Annotated in this window: 16 protein-coding genes; 11 read left to right on the forward strand and 5 right to left on the reverse strand. The window is 47.2% G+C overall.

Features of this window, described 5'->3' with window-relative positions:
• Positions 1-11: 11 nt before the first annotated feature.
• Entirely contained in the window at positions 12-1,100 is a 1,089-nt protein-coding gene (locus ACE5LO_RS26025) for a low temperature requirement protein A (RefSeq protein WP_375522829.1), read from the reverse strand.
• A 41-nt stretch (positions 1,101-1,141) separates the two neighbouring features.
• Positions 1,142-2,068 (reverse strand): AraC family transcriptional regulator N-terminal domain-containing protein, encoded by a 927-nt coding sequence (locus ACE5LO_RS26030; RefSeq protein ID WP_375522844.1) that lies wholly within the window; start codon positions 2,066-2,068, stop codon positions 1,142-1,144.
• A gap of 184 nt (positions 2,069-2,252) precedes the next feature.
• Between ACE5LO_RS26030 and ACE5LO_RS26035 the strand changes: the two genes are divergently transcribed.
• Positions 2,253-2,990 carry an SDR family oxidoreductase gene (locus tag ACE5LO_RS26035; protein WP_375522830.1) on the forward strand — a complete coding sequence of 246 codons (738 nt, stop codon included), beginning with the start codon at positions 2,253-2,255 and terminating at the stop codon, positions 2,988-2,990.
• A gap of 114 nt (positions 2,991-3,104) precedes the next feature.
• Here the strand turns inward: ACE5LO_RS26035 and ACE5LO_RS26040 are convergent, their stop codons facing one another.
• Positions 3,105-4,226, reverse strand: coding sequence for a glycosyltransferase family 4 protein (locus ACE5LO_RS26040; RefSeq protein WP_375522831.1), 1,122 nt, complete (start codon positions 4,224-4,226; stop codon positions 3,105-3,107).
• A 271-nt stretch (positions 4,227-4,497) separates the two neighbouring features.
• Between ACE5LO_RS26040 and ACE5LO_RS26045 the strand changes: the two genes are divergently transcribed.
• The 3 genes from ACE5LO_RS26045 (at position 4,498) to ACE5LO_RS26055 (ending at position 7,598) form a co-directional block, all read left to right on the forward strand.
• Positions 4,498-5,997 (forward strand): monooxygenase, encoded by a 1,500-nt coding sequence (locus tag ACE5LO_RS26045; RefSeq protein ID WP_375522832.1) that lies wholly within the window; start codon positions 4,498-4,500, stop codon positions 5,995-5,997.
• A gap of 79 nt (positions 5,998-6,076) precedes the next feature.
• Positions 6,077-6,565 carry a MarR family transcriptional regulator gene (locus tag ACE5LO_RS26050; protein ID WP_375522833.1) on the forward strand — a complete coding sequence of 163 codons (489 nt, stop codon included), beginning with the start codon at positions 6,077-6,079 and terminating at the stop codon, positions 6,563-6,565.
• 31 nt (positions 6,566-6,596) lie between these two features.
• Positions 6,597-7,598 (forward strand): ROK family protein, encoded by a 1,002-nt coding sequence (locus tag ACE5LO_RS26055; protein WP_375522834.1) that lies wholly within the window; start codon positions 6,597-6,599, stop codon positions 7,596-7,598.
• 12 nt (positions 7,599-7,610) lie between these two features.
• On the opposite strand, the gene ACE5LO_RS26060 is transcribed toward ACE5LO_RS26055, so the two are convergent.
• Complete coding sequence (locus tag ACE5LO_RS26060) at positions 7,611-8,447, reverse strand: helix-turn-helix transcriptional regulator (RefSeq protein ID WP_375522835.1); 837 nt, start codon at positions 8,445-8,447, stop codon at positions 7,611-7,613.
• A 118-nt stretch (positions 8,448-8,565) separates the two neighbouring features.
• Between ACE5LO_RS26060 and ACE5LO_RS26065 the strand changes: the two genes are divergently transcribed.
• The 6 genes from ACE5LO_RS26065 to ACE5LO_RS26090 all read left to right on the forward strand — a co-directional run bounded on the left by ACE5LO_RS26065 (position 8,566) and on the right by ACE5LO_RS26090 (position 15,326).
• The gene (locus ACE5LO_RS26065; RefSeq protein ID WP_375522836.1) at positions 8,566-9,411 is read left to right on the forward strand and encodes an NAD-dependent epimerase/dehydratase family protein; all 846 of its coding nucleotides are present in this window, start codon (positions 8,566-8,568) and stop codon (positions 9,409-9,411) included.
• Between the two features lie 199 nt (positions 9,412-9,610).
• Positions 9,611-10,840 carry an MFS transporter gene (locus ACE5LO_RS26070; protein WP_375522837.1) on the forward strand — a complete coding sequence of 410 codons (1,230 nt, stop codon included), beginning with the start codon at positions 9,611-9,613 and terminating at the stop codon, positions 10,838-10,840.
• 44 nt (positions 10,841-10,884) lie between these two features.
• A complete protein-coding gene (locus ACE5LO_RS26075) occupies positions 10,885-11,475 on the forward strand; it encodes a TetR/AcrR family transcriptional regulator (RefSeq protein ID WP_375522838.1) in 591 nt (196 codons plus the stop codon).
• A 243-nt stretch (positions 11,476-11,718) separates the two neighbouring features.
• Positions 11,719-12,759, forward strand: a complete 1,041-nt coding sequence (locus ACE5LO_RS26080) for an NADH:flavin oxidoreductase (protein WP_375522839.1) — start codon at positions 11,719-11,721, stop codon at positions 12,757-12,759.
• A gap of 239 nt (positions 12,760-12,998) precedes the next feature.
• Positions 12,999-14,015, forward strand: coding sequence for an AI-2E family transporter (locus ACE5LO_RS26085; protein WP_375522840.1), 1,017 nt, complete (start codon positions 12,999-13,001; stop codon positions 14,013-14,015).
• A gap of 126 nt (positions 14,016-14,141) precedes the next feature.
• Positions 14,142-15,326 carry an aminotransferase class I/II-fold pyridoxal phosphate-dependent enzyme gene (locus tag ACE5LO_RS26090; protein WP_375522841.1) on the forward strand — a complete coding sequence of 395 codons (1,185 nt, stop codon included), beginning with the start codon at positions 14,142-14,144 and terminating at the stop codon, positions 15,324-15,326.
• A 104-nt stretch (positions 15,327-15,430) separates the two neighbouring features.
• Here ACE5LO_RS26090 and ACE5LO_RS26095 read toward each other — a convergent pair whose 3' ends face one another.
• Positions 15,431-16,330, reverse strand: a complete 900-nt coding sequence (locus ACE5LO_RS26095; protein ID WP_375522842.1) for a helix-turn-helix domain-containing protein — start codon at positions 16,328-16,330, stop codon at positions 15,431-15,433.
• Positions 16,331-16,674: 344 nt separating this feature from the next.
• Here ACE5LO_RS26095 and ACE5LO_RS26100 point away from each other — a divergent pair, with 344 nt between their 5' ends.
• A complete protein-coding gene (locus ACE5LO_RS26100; protein ID WP_375522843.1) occupies positions 16,675-18,978 on the forward strand; it encodes a beta-L-arabinofuranosidase domain-containing protein in 2,304 nt (767 codons plus the stop codon).
• Positions 18,979-19,046 lie beyond the last annotated feature (68 nt).

Here is a 19,046-nt window from a genome sequence, read left to right on the forward strand (position 1 = left end):
TTTTTCAAAAATCATGTTGTTAACTTCGCGTACCCGATAAAGAACACCATGATTTCTCCCACGATTACATAATTAGGGACTTGATAAATCAAGTCAAACGCTATACAACAACCGATAATCCCTAATAATACGGCCAAATGATAGGGCTTCAAACGCAGGTGCTTGTGTCTGTACCGGTGAAAAACCAAAGATGTAGAGAAAAAATACAACAGCACAGATCCAAATACAAATATCAACATAAATGAGTAATCCAGCTGTTCTTGGTATAATAATTGAATGGAAGCAGCGATCATGCTCATGGATAAATATATAAATAGGTGACCATAAATAATCGTTTGGCCGGCAGTGTGTATATCCTTGCTCACTTTAGTCTCTATATTCTCGAAGTACTGCCACCATATTGCAATGATTAATATGCTTGTAAACGCCACAAACAAAATAGAGGACAGATCCCAGTTATTAAACTGCAATACAGCAAGTATGCTGATTACGGATTCACCTAAAAGAATGAGGGTAAACAGGGCAAAACGCTCAAATAAGTGATGGGTATTGATGGGTGTCTTCACCAGATGCCGGCGTCCAATTAAAGGAAGTAGAATATCCACAGCAATTCCCATATACAAAATGACATACCGTATCCAGGAGTCAAAGAAAAGCGAGCAGGCCGATATCAATATGCCGATCAAAAAGTGTGTTCCCAAATAGGAAGCGGTCAAGCGGTGATGATCGGCGTTGGTTTTACGTACCAAAAGATATTGAATGGCTGTCAGTGCTCTTGAGCCTATGTATCCTACAAAGAAGGGAAGATAGTATTGATCAAAGTCAGGGGACAGGCTCGCCGTCATGACTAATACAAAAAATAGTTGAAGAATGATCAATATTCTATGACTCACAATATCTTGACCAAATCTGTTAATAAAGAGAGTTTGTCCTACCCAACCCCACCAGATAGGAATAAAAATCAAAACAAATTTAAATAAATACTCCATAGGAATGATTCCATGGTCTGCATGTAATAAGACATGAGTTGCTTTGGATACGGCTGCTACAAAAAGTAAATCATAAAAAAGCTCCAGCCAGGTGACTTTTTTCGGAACCATAACTTCAATATCCCCCTTAGATACATATTGTCTATAAATAATCATCCAAACCCGTTGGAACCTGCAAGCGAATCGCGAAGCTCCTGAACATCCAGCACCGGCGGCCGTCCGTACATACGGGCATATTCCCGGCTGAATTGGGATGGGCTCTCGTAGCCTACACGGTAGGCTGCTTCGGTTGCTTGTACGGTTTCCGTAAGCATTAATCGCCGGGCTTCCTGCAAGCGCACTGTTTTCTGGTATTGCAAAGGGCTCATCGCCGTGACGCGCTTGAAGTGCTTATGAAACGCTGACGTGCTCATGTTCACGGACTTTGCAAGCTGCTCGATCACGAGCGGACGGTTATACTGCCGGTTAATCAACTGAACCGCTTGGGCGATACTGTGGGCATGGCTGCCAATAATCGCAAATTGCTGGATGAGCGCGCCTTGTTCACCTTGAAGCACCCGATACAGAATTTCACGGATGACGAGCGGTGCCACAATCTGAATGTCCCGAGGTGTATCAAGCAGCCGCATGAGCCGTACGATGGCTTCCAGCAATTCGGGAGTCGTTCGGCTCACAGTGATGCCGGGACCGGCTTCTTCGGGTGCAAAAGCAGGGTCGTTCATCTCCTTCACGATGTCCAGGATAACGTCGGCATCGAAGCGCAGCTTCAAGCTTAAATACGGGATCTCTGGCGAAGCTTCGACGATTTTGCCGATGATTGGCAATTCGACGGAAGTGACCAGGTAAGACGAAGGATCGTACCGGTAGCTTTCGTCGGCCAATGTAGCTTTCTTCGCCCCTTGCGCCACGACGCAAATGGAAGGTTTATATACAGATTCAAGCGGTTCGGACAAATGTGTGGCATACATTAGCGTCAAAGAAGGTACGACCGTTTGATGTATGCCGTTCGAAGGAGCATGGCGACGTATCAGGAGCGCCAATTGCTGCAAGGCTTGCTCCATCCGTTGTGACTCATTCATTGTGTCCATTATTAGCGGGCTCCTTTCAACAAGGTTGTAGTTACTTCTATAATAACGATACGGAAGAGAAATAGGCAAGGATCGAACAGTTATGTTCTAACAGGTTCATTCAAACATTGACTACAATAAATTTGCAAGGCCGGGTACTGATCGGCCCAAATTCAGATATAAGGAGAGAACATAAATGAGTCTAAATGGAAAAGTAGCCATCGTTACCGGAGCGTCGCGTGGCATCGGACGGCAAATAGCCATACAATTAGCGCAATCCGGGGCAAAGGTGGTCGTCAATTATTCCGCGAATCAGGAGAAAGCGGACGAGGTCGTAAAGACAATTGAGCAAGCCGGCGGCGAAGCTGTTGCCCTTCGCGCTAATGTAGGCAAGGTAAGCGAAGTCGAAGCGCTATTCTCGGAGACGCTTGAGCGATATGGACGCGTGGACATTCTGGTCAATAATGCGGGCGTTATGGAAAACATGGCAATCGCGGATATGACGGAGGAGGTGTTTGACCGGCATTTTGCAATCAATGTGAAAGGGACTTATTTTGCTTGCCAGCAAGCCATGAAGCATATGGCACAAGGCGGAACGATCATCAACTTCTCGACCTCCGTGTCGGGTGCAATGCTCCCGACGTATAGCGTCTACGCCGCAACGAAGGGGGCTGTCGAGCAATTGACCCGCCAACTGGCCAAGGAATTCGGTCCTAAAAATATCATTATCAATTGCATTGCGCCTGGACAGGTATCAACAGAACTGTTCCTGAACGGCAAATCGGAGGAGCTGGTTGATTCATTCCGCAAAATGAATGCATTTGGACGGCTTGGCGAACCGGAGGACATCGCGAATGCGTTAGAGATGCTCGTCAGCGACAAAGCCCGTTGGATCACGGGACAGACGATTCGTGTAAACGGCGGGTTTAACTAAACATTGCGGATATCATTTATACACCAAGACCTCTTCCGAGCATCCCATGGAAGAGGTCTTGGTGTAATTGACGCTCAATTGTATCAAGCATTAAATGAGATGCGAAGCAGGGTCCTATCGGTTCGATTCAGATTTACCTTTTATTCTTCGTCTGACCGTCATTTTCCGTTGCGCGAGCATACTCCGTCTGGCGGTCAGCTTCCGCTTGGCCATCACACTCCGTCTGGACGTCAATCTCCGTTTGGCCGTCACATTCCGTTCGTCCAACACTTGTTGGTATATTTTCAAGTATTCGTCCGTCATTCTCGTGTTCGTAAATTGCTTAACTACGTACTTGCGAAGAGCCGAAGGTGCCGGGTAGACTGGTTTTTTAACCTTTTTAATCATTTCGTCCACGGAAGAGCATATCAATTGAGGAAAACCGGATAACACTTCAGGCACCGCCCCTTTTTTCAAGGCGAGAACGGGTGTACCGCAAGCCATGGCCTCAATCATGACCAATCCGAAAGGCTCTTCCCATAATGTCGGAAACAGAAGGCACTGGGCATGCTTCAACAGCTTCTGTTTTTGTTTCCCGTCTACAGCCCCGACGTAACTTACTTTCGGGTTACTTGAGATACGGGGTTTAACCTCTTTTCTAAAAAAAGAGGGTGCTTTAATAGGACCAGCAATAACTAAATGTTTTCCCGTCTTTTTGGCGATATCAAGAGCCAACAGTATGCCCTTATTACGTATAATCCGCCCTAAAAAAAGCAAATAACCGTGTTTGTCTGCACTAAATTCGTACTCGTCAGGGTTAATGCCGTTATAAACGCAATATCCACGATTTTTACCCATAATTTGCCTTGCTCTCTTGCTTACATATACAGGATATTCAACCTGCTGCTTCACCGGGAGATGGATCGTACATACGGTGGGCACATTCGGTTTTCTCAGTCCCAACGATGAGCGGAAGGAATGGTCATGAATGAGATCGACGTTCTGAGGAAGGCGGTCCAGTACAAAGTCGGAAAGCCCCTCATGCGTTAAATTTTCAGGATAGGTGATGAGTTTGGCGCTGCTCTTGCTGCCAGGCGGGGCAAACAGCGTAATTTCATGGTCGCGCCGTACCAGCTCCTCGGTCAGTTCATACACAACTTTCTCGGTACCTCCTTTGTTGGAGGGGAGAGGCTGCGCATTCGGCGATATGACCTGAACGATTTTTAACCGTCTTTTCGTTTGCTGATTAGAGGTCATTGGACCTTCCCCTTTTGAGAAGTTGAAACACGGAAAATAGTGAAGTATATGGATACATGAAGGCACACGCTCCTTTTAGTCGTTAGGAAGATATCCTTCTTCTCGGATTGGACATTCATCACTTGGCTTGGTTTTAACATATGAAAGGTTCAATTAAAATGTTATTCATTGAGGTTACAGGAGTAACATGATACTATTTAATTGTTTCGTGCAGAACAAAATTATGATAATATTGTTTTGTGAAAAACAAAATGGAAAGGAGAAATGAAAAATGAATTATGATGTTATTGTAGTTGGCGGAGGCCCGGTGGGTATGATGGTGGCCGCGGAATTGGCTTTGGCAAATGTGAGTGTCTGTGTATTGGAAAGATTGGAGGCCACCACGCCGTATTCGCGCGCACTTACCGTCCATCCCCGTACCTTGGAGCTTCTGGATTTGCGCGGATTGAAAGAGGAATTGCTGAAAATAGGCAAGCCTCTGCCGACTGGACATTTTGCAGGACTTGAAGCGCGTATGAATTTTGAAGTCATTGATTCTTCGTCCAATTATTCACTGTTCATCGCCCAGACGGAAACAGAGAAGATACTGGAAAAAAGAGCTGTGCAACTTGGCGTCGAAATTCGCCGTGGCATCGAGGTATTATCTGTTAGCCAGGGTGCCAATTCAGTGAAGGTCGTTGCTTCCGGGGCCAACGGGTCATTTACATTGTCAGCAGCCTATGTGGTTGGCGCGGATGGGGCTGGAAGTATCGTGAGAAAGCAAGCCAGCATCCCTTTTAATGGAACAGACGAGACACTTACCGCAATTCAAGGCGACGTTGTTTTGAACAATCCGCCTGAATCCATGGTTACTTCCCGTTTCGATGAGCGGGGTATGATTATGATTGTACCTGTGACGGATAAATTGCACCGTGTCGTGCTTATTGATCCGGAAAGAACGTCCGTGCCCAAGAACGAACCTGTCACATTTGAGGAGCTGCGCACCGGCATGATTCGCATGCTGGGTGATGACTACGGGATTTCAGACCCGTATTGGTTGACCCGCTTTGGCAATGCGACCCGCCAGGCTGAACGTTATAGAGAAGGCAGATTATTCCTGGCAGGGGACGCCGCTCATATTCATTTTCCGGCAGGCGGGCAAGGGATGAACGTAGGTTTACAGGAAGCCATGAATCTTGGCTGGAAGCTTGCTGCTGAAATCAACGGATGGGCACCGGCAGGGTTATTGGATACTTATCATGAGGAACGCCTTCCGGTAAATACTGCTTTGCTGAATAATACCCGAGTACAAACCCTGTTATTCGGAACAGACTTCTCGCCTACCATGATTCATTTGCGCAATGTAATTTCGGATCTGCTGCAAAGCCCGGAAGCGAATTATCGTCTGGCCAGCCAAATAGCGGCAGTAGACATTCGTTACAACACCCAGGGAAACATATCGGAACATGGCCTGAATGGTTTCCGATTGGCGGAGATCAAGCTGCGCGGTCAGAATGGCGAGTCATTCAGCAGCTATGAGCTATTCCGTGAAGGAAAATATGTATTGCTGCATCTAGCCTCGGATGAACGCATAGAGGCCCTGGTTCATGAACTGCCGCATCAACATATCAAAACCGTAAGCGCAACGCTGGCTGCTCCGGCCCAAGGCTGGGATAATGTGCATACAGCATTGATTCGTCCGGATGGTTATATGGAGTGGGTCGTTACGGGAACAGAGCCGGATTTCCTTGATCGCATGAAGCAAGGAATTGCACTAACCAGCAAAGGATAAGCAGAAGCATGCTGAAAATGTTTTTTTCAAAACCATCATGTATAATGGGAAGGAGATTTATAAAGAGGTGAAATAATGAATGCAGCCAACAGAGCTTTCTAAACAATGGATATTCAAAAACTTTATTCAGCTTGTTAGTGAACAAGAAATTCGAGAAAGCAAGCTTGCCATCCGAATGCGTGAAGAAATGCAAAATTTTGAAAAAGAATTGGGCGAAAAGAGCAGTCTGACTTTATCTGATATTCATCTGGTAGCATGTATCGGGGATTTCTCACCGATTAATGTTACTTCTATTGCTGAAAAAACCGGTTTGACCAAGGGCTCTGTCACAAGAATAAGCAAAAAGCTGCTGAAGCTTGAATTAATCAAAAGGCAACAGATCAATGACAATAAAAAGGAAGTTTATTATAGCTTGACTCCAAAAGGCCAAAAAGTGCATAAGATCCATCATCGCTTGCATCATGAGGTCGAGGAGCGTTTTATGACATTTTTGGATAAGTACACAGATGAACAGCTGGCTTTTGCCCGGATACTGATGCAGGATCTGGCAGAGTGGGATTTCATCTGATTGATATAGACGTCAGGAAAGAGGGGGGCTTATGAAAAAAGCAAGCGCTAATCTAATGAAAGAAATCAATTTAAACAATGTACGCCAGGTGATGAAACGAGTTGAAACAGCAACCAAGCCACAGCTGGCCAAACTGACCAGCCTGAGTGTAGTTACGGTGAATTCCCTTGTGAAGGAGCTGCATGATCTTGGAGAGCTATTTGAAGATGAGATCGTTCCATCCAACGGAGGAAGACCTGCGCTAACCTATCGTTATAATTATGATTTCAGTCTCGCCCTCGTCATTTATATCAAGGAGAAACAAGAACAGGAGCTTGTTTCCGCAACGGTCGTGAATTTGGAAGATCATATTTTGTTAAAAAAAGAATACTTAATGCCGGTTTTTGACCGGCAGCACTTCTATGAGATGATCCGGCACTTCCTGATACTGTATCCTTCCATTAAAGTGATTGGTATAGGCATTCCCGGACAGACCGTCAATGGTGAAATTACCGTGAGCGGTCATCAGGAACTGACGGGGGTTCGCATGATTGAGGAAATTGAATTCCAATTCGGATTGCCCGTGATGGTGGAGAATGATGTGAATGCTGCCGTCATTGGATATTGTGCGAAGCAGGATCTGGAGGACGGGCAAATTGTACTGGGCATCTATTTCCCAACCAAATACCCGCCAGGGATGGGGATCTATCTGGATGGAAAAATAGTCAAAGGAAAGAACGGCATGGCCGGAGAGATCAAGTTTCTCCCCATGGACCTGGATTGGTATGGTGAGATGGACGACGCAACGTTTGCGGGCTCGGTATGTCAAATCATTCAAACCGTTAATGCCGTCCTCGCTCCGGACAAAATAGTAATATATCAGGACATGATGGGAGCAGATACATGGAACCCTGTATGGGAATCGTATCAGATTCGGCATCCCATGCCATCATTTCCTGAAGTGATTTTACAGGAGACATTTCAACAGGATTTTGAAGCAGGCATGCGGCGGCTAACACTCAAAGAATTGGAGCCGGCTCTGACCCATTTCTGATCACACAAGTGATCAGAAATGCTCCTGAGTGTTTATTAAACTTTGCAAACGCGCAGCCGTATCCGTTGAAGCAGTATAGATCATGATCTTCAGATCCGGATTGGTCGGCGGCTGCAAGGTCACATGTTCAAACTCCATCTCTCCGATATGAGGATCGTACCATCGTTTGTGGCAATCGGTTACGACCTGAACGTCATGCATCGGCCAGCTCTCGCGAAACAACTGGCTGGTCTGCATAAATTCCTCTATAAGCTCCTTGAATCCCGGATCATTAGGGAAGTGCCCGTAATCCGCACGAAAGCGTGCAATCATGATTTGTCTTTTGTTTTCCCAATCCTTTATGCCTGATCCCAGCGTGGTGTCCGTCAAAAAGAGTCTCAAATAATTGGGTCTGTGCTGCGTATGATTTGAAAATGGTGGGAATTGAAAAACGAACTCTGCTGCTTTGTTCCAAAACAGTAAATCCCAGTATCTTCCGATTACGAATGCCGGATTCGGTTCAAGAGCCCTGATCATCCGTTCCAAGCCTTCATTTAATTGCTGATTTTCTACCTCTTTCTGTTGGACCGGTCTTGCAAGAAGATGGAGATGGCGGTGTTCATCCTCGGTCAATCGCAGCGCTTTTGCTATGTTATTCAGTACATCCTCAGATGGATTGACACTTCTGCCTTGTTCCAAAGAGGTATACCATGATGTTCCGATATGGGCAAGCTGGGCCACTTCTTCCCTTCGTAGCCCCGGAGTCCGTCGTCGTCCATAGGATATTAACCCTACATCTTCCGGAGTAAGACGTTCTCGCCGCGAACGCAAAAAATCACCTAAAGACATGCTGGAAGAAATCCCTTCCACTTATAACTCCTCCTTATCCTGACACTTCCAATCGTACGATAAACGCAGGAAGGTTGTTACTTGCGCGTTCTATTATACTGCCAATGTAGCTTCAAAAAAAGTTAGGAGGATTTGAAAAATGAACATTTTTGTAACAGGTGCCACAGGAAAAGTAGGAAGCCGTTTTGTTCCGCGTATGTTACAGCGGGGTTATCACGTTAAAGTGTTGGTTAGGGATGCTGTAAAGGCGGACTGGCTTCACCAGCAAGGGGCTAAAGTTTTAGAAGGTGATCTTTTGCAAGCGGACAATTATGTTGATGCTCTCTGGGGCACTGATGTTGTGATTCACCTGGCAGCACAGTTCCGTGGGGTAGACGAGCATACCACCAAAATCTCAAACTTCGATGGCAGCATAGCCCTGGCACGCGCTGCGTTACAGGCGGATGTGCCGAGGTTTGTTTTTTCCAGCACCAATAATGTATACGGTGCGGGGGATCACGCGCGACCAAACCGTGAAGATGACGAGTTGAGGCCTGCCTATCATCCTTATCCTCAATCCAAAGCCGATGCCGAAGCGGCATTGCTGCAGCTTCATCGCGAACAGGGATTAGGACTGCGCATCGTACGGCTTCCATTTGTCTACGGTGAGCGTGATCCCCATATCACAGAATTTCTGCCGTTTTTGCGTAATTGGAATCCAGCCAAACGAATGCATATGGCACACCATGCGGATGTAGCTCAAGCCCTGATGCTCGCAGCTTCCACACCAGGTATCGATGGCCGAATCTACAATGTTGCCGACGATGCGCCGATTGCCGTTGCGGAATTGTTACAGCTTCATAATAGTGAAGTTTCGTCAGAAGCGCTGCAACAGGATTTTCATCCATGGGACCAGGTTGTCGATACAACACGGATCAGAGAAGAATTAAATTATCGACCGATTTACCCGTCGTTCTATTCCGCAAGAGATGCAGGTGCAATTTAATAAAAACAGTCATTTTTATTGTTGAACAAAAGGAGAAGGATGGCTTAATTAAGATCGCCAATAGGCGATCTTTTTGCTGTTTAATTCCACGTATTTGACTTCTTGACAAAGAAAAAAAATGTTGCATACTTAATAAATATACTTTATAAAATAAATTTATAAAGTTATGCTTTTAACACTCTGACTTAGGGGGATATGTATGAACCAACCATTAAACAGTCATCAAATTCATTTATGGCGTATCGCTATTTATTTCTTTTTTGCAGTGCCCGGGTATTCAATGGCATCATGGGTATCGCGCACGCCAACGATTCGGGATGCTCTGGGAGCTACAACGTCACAAATGGGCTGGATTATTTTTGGATTGGCCCTGGGTTCTATTATGGGTCTGTTGAGTGCCAGCCATCTTATAGCGCATAAAGGCGGCCGTTTTGTCATGGCTGTCGGGCTGGCAGTCAGTACGATTGGACTTGTCATTGTAGGTATTGGCGGCTCATGGCTGATTAACGGCATCACGGTGTTTTTGGGATTGGCTGTCTTCGGCTTCGGGAATGGAATATGTGATGTGGCGATGAACGTGGAGGGGACGGCAGTTGAGAAAGCTGTTCAAAAATCGCTCCTGACCAGTTATCATGCCGCGTTCAGCATGGGAACGCTGCTTGGAGCTGTCGCAGGATCGGCTGCGATTAAGGCTGGTATACCGGTAGCTGTTCATATGGGGCTTGTCGTGACTGTTATCTTGTTGTCTGTGATATTTTTAGTGCGACTCGTGCCTGCAGGCACCGGGAAAGAAACTGGCAATGATTCGAATGATCCGCCAATGAGCGCCAGAGAACGCATGGCTGTATGGAAAGAGCCGCGTACGGCTCTGATTGGTATCATCGTGCTTGGCATGGCTTTTGCGGAAGGCTCGGCCAACGACTGGCTTCCGCTTGTTATGGTGGACGGATACAAGGTAACACCAGCCATGGGTTCATTCGCTTTTGGCTTGTTTGTAGCCGCAATGACGCTTGGCCGCGCAGCAGGCGGCATGCTGCTTGACCGGTTCGGCAGAGTTGCAATCCTGCGGGGCTCCGCACTTTTCGCTATTGTTGGGCTGCTTATTGTTATATTCGGGCAGAGTTACGCTATAGCAACGATCGGGATTGTGCTTTGGGGACTTGGCGCGGCATTCGGCTTCCCAGTGGGGTTGTCCGCGGCGGGAGACGATCCCCGCGGAGTAGCGGCAAGGGTAGGCGCGGTTTCGACAGCCGGTTACCTCGCGTTTCTTGTCGGCCCGCCTTTTTTGGGCATTATCGGCGAATCGATCGGCCTGCTTCGTGCCCTGATTGTCGTGCTTATCGCTGTATCCATCGCCGGCTTGCTGGCGCAAGCCGCGAAACCGATTGGACCTGGAAAGGAAAAAAATGAAACGAAACTCTCTCCATAAATTACGTAATTGACTACGTAGTCAAGAACTGATATGATACCCCCATGAGCAGACCAAGAGAATTCGATGTTGATCGTGCGCTGAACCAATCCATGGAAGTATTCTGGACAAAAGGCTTTAAAGCGACTTCCTATGATGATCTGACTCGTACGACGCAAGTGAAGAAGCAAAGTTTGTATTGTGTCTTTAAGAATAAACGTGAGTTGTTTCTAAAAGCATTGGCGCTTTACAGGCAGCAGAACATAGCCAAGCTCGAAGAATTGACCTCCATGGAGGTGTCTCCTTTGACGAAATTGGAGGCCATATGCGAGGCTGCGCTGAATCAAAGCGACGAACCGACAAACCGAGGCTGTCTTATCGTTAATGCAACTCTTGAATTTGGAACTGAAGACGAAGAGGTCAATCGTGAGGTCGCGTTGATGTTTAATCATGTCGAACAAGTACTTGAGAATGTGATTCGCGGCGGCCAGGAGCAGCGATTGATTATGACCCGTCTTACCAGCAGGGAGCTTGCCGTTCACCTTAACAACGCACTTAGCGGGGCTAAGGTGATGGAGAAATCCGGCGCTTCACGGGAGCAAATCGCGGAGGTATTGCGCACGGCTATTGCGCTTATGATGCCCGAGATCGTTTGAAAGCTTGTGAGTAATATGGAGCTAAGGGGACTACAACGTGCATGTATTGTCAGCAAAATGCGTGCATGTCTTTTTTTGAAATTTTCTTGACTCAGTAGTCAAGAAAATTTCGTATGCAATAACTCCGCGAAGGAGGTGATACTAGAAGGATATAGAGTGCATTAATTTTTTTCGATTTTCCTTGACTGTAGATGCAAAAAGTCTGCTGTCAAAATACAAAATAAAATAAATCTGGAGGTTGTTATGACTAACTCTAATTCCGTTCAAGCTTTGTTCCAACCGTTTTCAACCAAGAATATGACCCTGTCCAATCGCATCGTGATGGCGCCGATGACCCGGCAATTTTCACCCGAAGGTGTGCCGGGGGATGATGTGGCCGCCTACTACCGCCGCAGAGCGGAAAACGGAGTCGGACTTATTGTGACCGAAGGCACGATCATCAATCATCCGGATTCGTCCAATCAGGAAAATGTACCACACTTCTATGGCGAAGAGGCATTGAAGGGTTGGGCCAACGTAGCAGCTGAGGTACATAAAGCGGGCGGGCGGATCATACCGCAGATCTGGCATATGGGAGCCCGCGGCCATGTCGGCGATTATACGGAAGAAGATATCGCTGCCATTGTGGAAGCTTTTGCACAGGCGGCAGCCGATGCGAAGCGCATCGGCTTTGACGGGATTGAGCTTCACGGTGCACACGGATATTTGATTGACCAGTTTTTCTGGGAGCAAACGAACCCGCGCACTGACCGCTATGGCGGTGATATGGTGGAACGCACCCGCTTTGCGGTGGAGGTCATCGAAGCTTGCCGCCGTGCCGTCGGACCGGATTTCCCTATCGTGCTGCGCTTCTCGCAGTGGAAGGGCAGCGACTATTCAGCCAAATTGGCGACAACGCCGGCTGAACTGGAGCAATTTCTGGCTCCGTTAACCGATGCTGGAGTCGATGTGTTCCATTGCTCCACCCGCCGCTTCTGGGAGCCTGAATTCGAAGGCTCTGACCTGAATCTTGCCGGATGGACCAAGAAGCTGACAGGAAAACCGACAATCACAGTTGGATCAGTCGGGTTGGACAGTGAATTTATGGCTCTCTTGACCGAAGGAAAGGGAGCGGGTATTGCCAACATCGATGGGCTGCTCGAGAAACTGGAGCGTGGGGAGTTCGATCTGGTAGCTATAGGTCGGGCATTATTGGCCGATCCCGCCTGGGCAAGTAAAATCCACGATGGCCGTATCGACGAGTTGACTCCATTTTCGCCTGATGCGCTGAGAACACTCTATTAAGTTCCTTAACCATCGCCACATTGCTGGCGATGTTTTTTTCGCTTAGTCACGGATTTCCTGATTCGTTTTCTTTGGCTGATGGCCCTCGATGCTGCAGAAGTTCAGGCCGGGCTTGCCTCTTGTTTCGAAGTGGGGTATTCTTAAACAACATAGAACGGATGGAATAATTTGAGCAGAAATGTACCCGGGACGCTCACCACCGTAATAGAGGTTTTAATGAATGTAAATGAGGGGAATTCATGGAAGCGTTGCGCACTTTTTTTGCCCAGACCTGGGTTCGAAGAATCTCTTTTCTTCTACTTGTCGTTGTGCTGTTGTACAGTCTTCGGCATATGCTGAATCTTTTGCTTCTCCTGTTCCTTGTCACCTTTGTCATGGGACGCCTGCAGGGATTCATCACCAAGCAATTGAACCGCTTTTTTCCCGTTTCAGCGACCGTCGTCGTCGTGATCCTGTATGCGCTGCTCGTGGCGGGGCTGGTCATCGGCATTTCAAACTACGTTCCAAAGCTCATCCGCCAGGTTAGCGACGTGATCGATAGCATCAGCCTGTTTCTTGCCACGCCCAACGACAATCAGGTCATTCAGTGGCTGATCGATGCACTCCATAAAGGAGATGTCAAATACGAGGACTATCTGGGCAATGTCATCGACTACATTGCTAAATTGGGCAAGTGGCTGGAGATCATCCTTTTTGTCATTTTTCTCAGCTTCTTCTATTTGCTGCAGCGGAAGAAAACCATCGCCTTCACGGAGAAATTTCGCACAAGCAAAATCGGCTGGCTCTACAAGGAATTCGAATATTTTGGCCGAAAGTTTACTTCCTCATTCGGCAAGGTCATCGAAGTACAGCTGCTGATCGCGCTGTTCAATACGGTGCTGACAATGATCGGACTGTGGATTATGGGGTTCCCGTATTTGTTCGCTTTGACAATCATGGTGTTCCTGCTTAGTCTCATTCCGGTAGCGGGTGTAGTCATTTCGTTCATCCCCATCGGCATCATCGGGTTCCAGATCGGTGGCGTTACGCTTGTCATCTGGACGGTCGTCATGATTCTAGCGATTCATGCGCTTGAAACGTATTTCCTCAATCCCAGGCTGTATGCACATAAAACAAAGATCCCGATGTTTTACACGTTCATGGTCCTTATCTTTTCCCAGCATTACCTCGGAATTTGGGGGCTCATCATCGGCATTCCTATCTTTATGTTTTTCCTGGATCTGTTCGAGGTTGAACAATCGGACGCGAAAAAATAGCAAAACGGAGGAACCACCCAAGGATGAAAAATCCAGCAGGGTGGTTCTTTTTTTCTCTCGTCTGCCATGTCATCATTATTGCTAGCTCGCTTCATGAGCGCAAACGGGGATGGGGGATGGTGCAGCATGTTTAGTGAAGAGGGAACGGGCCAGTTTTTGTCCTCTCGTGTACGGGAGATTCGGCCATCGGGAATCCGCGCTTTTTTTGATCTGAATGCGTCAGGTGGGGATACCATCGCCCTTGGCGTTGGAGAACCAGATTTCGTTACACCGGAAAAGGTGCGTGAAGCCTGCATTCAGGCATTGCGTGATGGTAAGACGAAATATACCTCAAATGCCGGGTTGATGGAGCTGCGGGAGGAGCTTGCGGCTTATCTTTCCAACAGCTTTGCGCTTTCCTACGACCCCGGGCAGGAAATCATCGTGACGGTAGGCAGCAGTGAAGCTGTCGATCTGGCGCTGCGGGCCGTGATCAACCCGGGTGATGAGGTGCTGATTCCGGCGCCAAGCTATATTGCCTACGAGCCGATTACCCATCTGCATGGAGGTAAAATCGTAGAGGTGGCGGCTGCAGCAGAGGAACAGTTCAAGCTGACCCCGCAAGCGTTGCAAGCAGCGATTACGCCTCATTCCAAGGTTTTGATGATCAATTATCCGTGTAATCCAACCGGAGCAGTAATGACAGAGCAGGATTGGCTGCCGATTGTAGAGCTCGTTATCAAGCATAATTTGGTGGTCATTTCGGATGAAGTATATGCTGAGCAGACTTATGGAAGAAAGCATGTCAGTATCGCTTCCTTGCCGGGTATGAAGGAGCGTACGATCGTCATCAGCGGTTTTTCCAAAGCGTTCGCCATGACAGGCTGGCGGGCAGGTTATGCCTGCGGCCCGCGCGATCTGATCGCAGGCATGCTGAAAATTCACCAGTACACGACCATGTGTGCTCCTACCATTGCACAGATCGCCGCGCTTGAATCCTTGCGTCATGGCCTTGCTGCCAAGGATGAGATGATGGCGAGCTACAATGAACGGCGTAAGCTGTTTGTTACTGGCTTGAATTCAATCGGGCTGACCTGTCACGAGCCTGAAGGGGCTTTCTATGCCTTCCCGTCCATTGCTTCTACCGGCATGTCATCTGAGCAATTCGCTCTGCGTCTGTTGAATGAAGCGAAGGTGGCAGTCGTGCCGGGACATGTATTCGGATCGGGGGGAGAGGGCTTTATTCGCTGCTCCTATGCAACCTCACTTGTCGACTTGGAGAAGGCCTTGGAGCAGATGGGAAGGTTTATGCAGGTGATGCAGCCGGTTTGATAAAAATTAGAGAGAGCTTCAACTTCACTGCAGTGGGTTGAAGCTCTTTTTGCCAGGTGAAAATAAACTCCTAGACTGCGATTCTCAATGCATACAGCATCCGTTCAGTCAGTAGAGTGTAAAGATCGCTGCTGATTACGGTATTGCAAAGGCGTTAAAGAAGTGATCTTTTTGAACTGCTTGCAAAAATAAGCAGAGTCGGCAAAGCCGACAAGGGACGCGATTTCCCCGACAGAGTGGCGCTCTTCTGTCAGCAGCTTCATTGCTTTTTGGATCCTGATGGAAAGCAGCAATTGCAAAGGGCTCAGTCCGTATTTTTTCTTGACAGAGCGAATGATATGGGCTGGATGAAAGGAATACTGGGCTGCAAGCTGGTTCAAATTAAAAGCGTCCTGATAATGCAAAGACAAATAATCGAAAATCTCATCCGTCAATTCCTTTTCTTTCTCATGTTCCTGTAAATCGCAAAAAATCGTTAATATTTTCAGAAATAACTGCTGGTATTCGATCTGGGATTTTGTCGATGAATAAAACAGCTTCTCATTATGGTATTTGTCAATTTTGACCTGGGAAATGCTGTCCATATAATTCTTCAACATTTCATGCAGACTGTCGTCAATCTTTCCGGATTGGGGAAGCGAAATATAAAATACATCTTTTTTATAATATTTCGTTTTGTTCATTTTGGGGTCGGAATGAGTGATGGAATTCTCGGAATAGAAATAATCTCCCGTTGTATAGAAATGAACCCAGGAAAAAGTCGTGTCGGAAGTGCAGGCTTTGTAGCCTTTATGCAGCCTGCCGGGGGGCAAGATTAAATATTGGCCAGGCTCAATCGTGTATTTGCGCCCATCTTCTTCCATATAAAGCGCTCCCGAAAAGACAAAGATCAGGTCAAACGTATGGTCAAGAACACGGCGTTCGTGAAGATCTCCTCTCCGGAACAGCGATATTCCCCCGACGATCAGATGAGGCAAAGGAGGACAGGTGAAATTGATGTACATCGATTCTGCCACCTCAAATCAATTTTATTATATAAACCTTAGCACAGAAACGCCCAAATGATCAATGAATTCGTAATAAAGGTCTAAAACAAAGAAGATACTCACCCATCAAAAGAAAAGAAAATGCTAATAATGTTATATTTCCAAGGCTAATAATGTTATATTTTTAGTTCATTTTAATGATTTTAATCCCCCTCCCAGGGTGTCATACTCATACCATAAGACGGTCCGCTTAAAAAGTTTAGCGCTTTCATTCAGTCGACGGAATGAGCCTGGCAAGAACTGGATCAAACAAAAAATAGACGCTGTGGTACAGGCGTAGAGTGGAGAAAGGCGGATGGGAGATGGAACTGGGGCAAAATGCTGCCAGATCGGCAAGAGCAAAAGAAATAACGGAACTGGACGGCAATGCGATTTATTTGGGAAACTTGAATACAGTAGAGGGCGATTTGAAACTTCCGCTGGAGGGCAAGAACGGTTCAACCATTCAGTGGGAATCGAAAAAGACACTATTTATAAGTCATACGGGCAAGGTGACCAGACCTGCCTTTGGAGTGGGCAACCGGAAAGTTGCTCTTATCGCAACATTGACATATGAAGAAGTGGTCACCCATAAGACCTTTGAAGCAACGGTTCTGCAGGAAGAACATAAAGCAAAGATCGTTGCGGTAAATCCGTTAACCGTGCGCACAATCGTTGGGGAACAACCGGAGTTGCCAGCCGTCGTCATTGTGAAAAATGATACCGGAGGTTATATGGTAAGCCCAGTTTCCTGGGACCGAGTCAAAGAGGAGGATTATCAGCAGACGGGAACTTTCTCAATCCACGGTAAAGTGGACGGAAGCCCCTTGAAAGCACTGGCCACGATTCAGGTGGTGGATGAGTCTGAGGAAACGACCGCTTTCACCAAGCGGGTCCAGGAATTTAAGGGACAGAACGTCAGACTGGACAAGGAAAGCGAATTTGCAGCAGCTATGGACCGTTTCCTGCAGTATGTGCGGTCAATAGACGATGACCAGATGCTGTATAATTTCAGGGTCACGGCGTCCTGCGACACCCAAGGCGCACAGCCGATGACGGGGTGGGACGCTCCGGAATGCAATCTGAAGGGGCATACCACCGGGCATTACCTTTCCTCACTGGCGCTTGCTTATTATGCCACAGGGGATTCCGGGCTGCTGGGGAAAATTCAATACATGGTAGCAGAACTGGGCAAGTGCCAAACAGCTCTTTTTGAACAGGGGGGCTATGGCCGGGGTTTCCTGAGCGCATATTCGGAAGAGCAGTTCGATTTGCTGGAGCAGTATACGACTTATCCGGAAATATGGGCTCCTTATTATACGCTGCACAAGATTATGGCCGGGCTGCTGGATTGTTACCAGCTTGCGGGTCAGCAGAAAGCTTTGGATATTTGCGATAAGCTGGGCCATTGGCTCCACAACCGGTTAAGCCGGCTTCCGCGAGAGCAGCTGAATAAAATGTGGTCCATGTATATTGCCGGAGAATTTGGCGGAATGAATGAGGTATTGGCCAAATTATATGCAATCACCGGCAATGAAAATGATTTGATCACAGCGAAATATTTTGATAATGAAAAGCTGTTCCTCCCCATGAAGGAGAATGTGGACACGCTCGGAAATATGCATGCCAACCAGCACATTCCGCAGGTGATTGGAGCCTTGAAGCTGTTTGAAGTTACAGGCAACAAGGATTATTTTGAGATCGCAGAGCACTTCTGGACAATGGTGACGCAAAGTCATATTTATGCCATCGGCGGCACCGGAGAGACGGAAATGTTCAGAGAGCCGGACGCCATTGCCGGTTTTCTCAGCGATAAAACGGCGGAAACCTGTGCGAGCTATAATATGTTAAAGCTGACCAAAGAGCTTTTTCAATTTAACCCGCACAAAATGTATATGGATTACTATGAGAAGGCGCTTTATAACCATATCCTTGCCTCAGAGAATAGCCAAAAAGCGGAGGGTGGCAGCACTTACTTTATGCCGCTTGCACCCGGATCTGTCAAGGAATTTGATACACACGAAAATACCTGCTGCCATGGAACCGGTCTGGAAAATCATTTTAAATACCAGGAAGCCATCTATTTTCATGATGAAGACAGACTGTATGTGAACTTGTATATTCCATCACAACTGAATTGGAACGAGCAAGGGCTCAGTCTAAGGCAGAAGCGGGATCAGGGAAACCTGGAGAAGGTCCGTTTTTATATCGAGGGCGGCGCTGAATCGACCCTGTTGTTCAGAATTCCCGATTGGGTATCAGAGCCCGTTCAAGTAAAAATCAACGGAGAGCCTCTTCGTGATCTGGAGTATGAGCATGGATATGTAAAGCTGCGCAAGGTATGGGAAAAGGATGAAATTGAGCTGACGCTGCCTTGCTCCTTGAGACTGGAGAGCGCTCCCGATGACCAGACCCTTAAAAGCCTCGCTTATGGGCCGTATGTGCTGGCGGCTTTGTCCGAAGAACGGGATTATATCTCCTGGACTTACAGTGAGCAAGAATTGCTGGAGCAAATCATTCAACAAAAGGATAGCCCTTTGACGTTTGTTCTGGATGAGGTTAAGTTTGTTCCTCTGTATCAAATTCAAGATGAGCGATATCATGTTTATTTTAACATCTTTCCGTGAGAAGTCCCCTTCCTCTGAGCCTATGCTTCCGAAGCGAGTTTTGTTCGAAGCTTATTCAGGAAGCAGCG

The organism is Paenibacillus medicaginis (assembly GCF_042138635.1).
GTDB lineage: Bacteria > Bacillota > Bacilli > Paenibacillales > Paenibacillaceae > Paenibacillus > Paenibacillus medicaginis.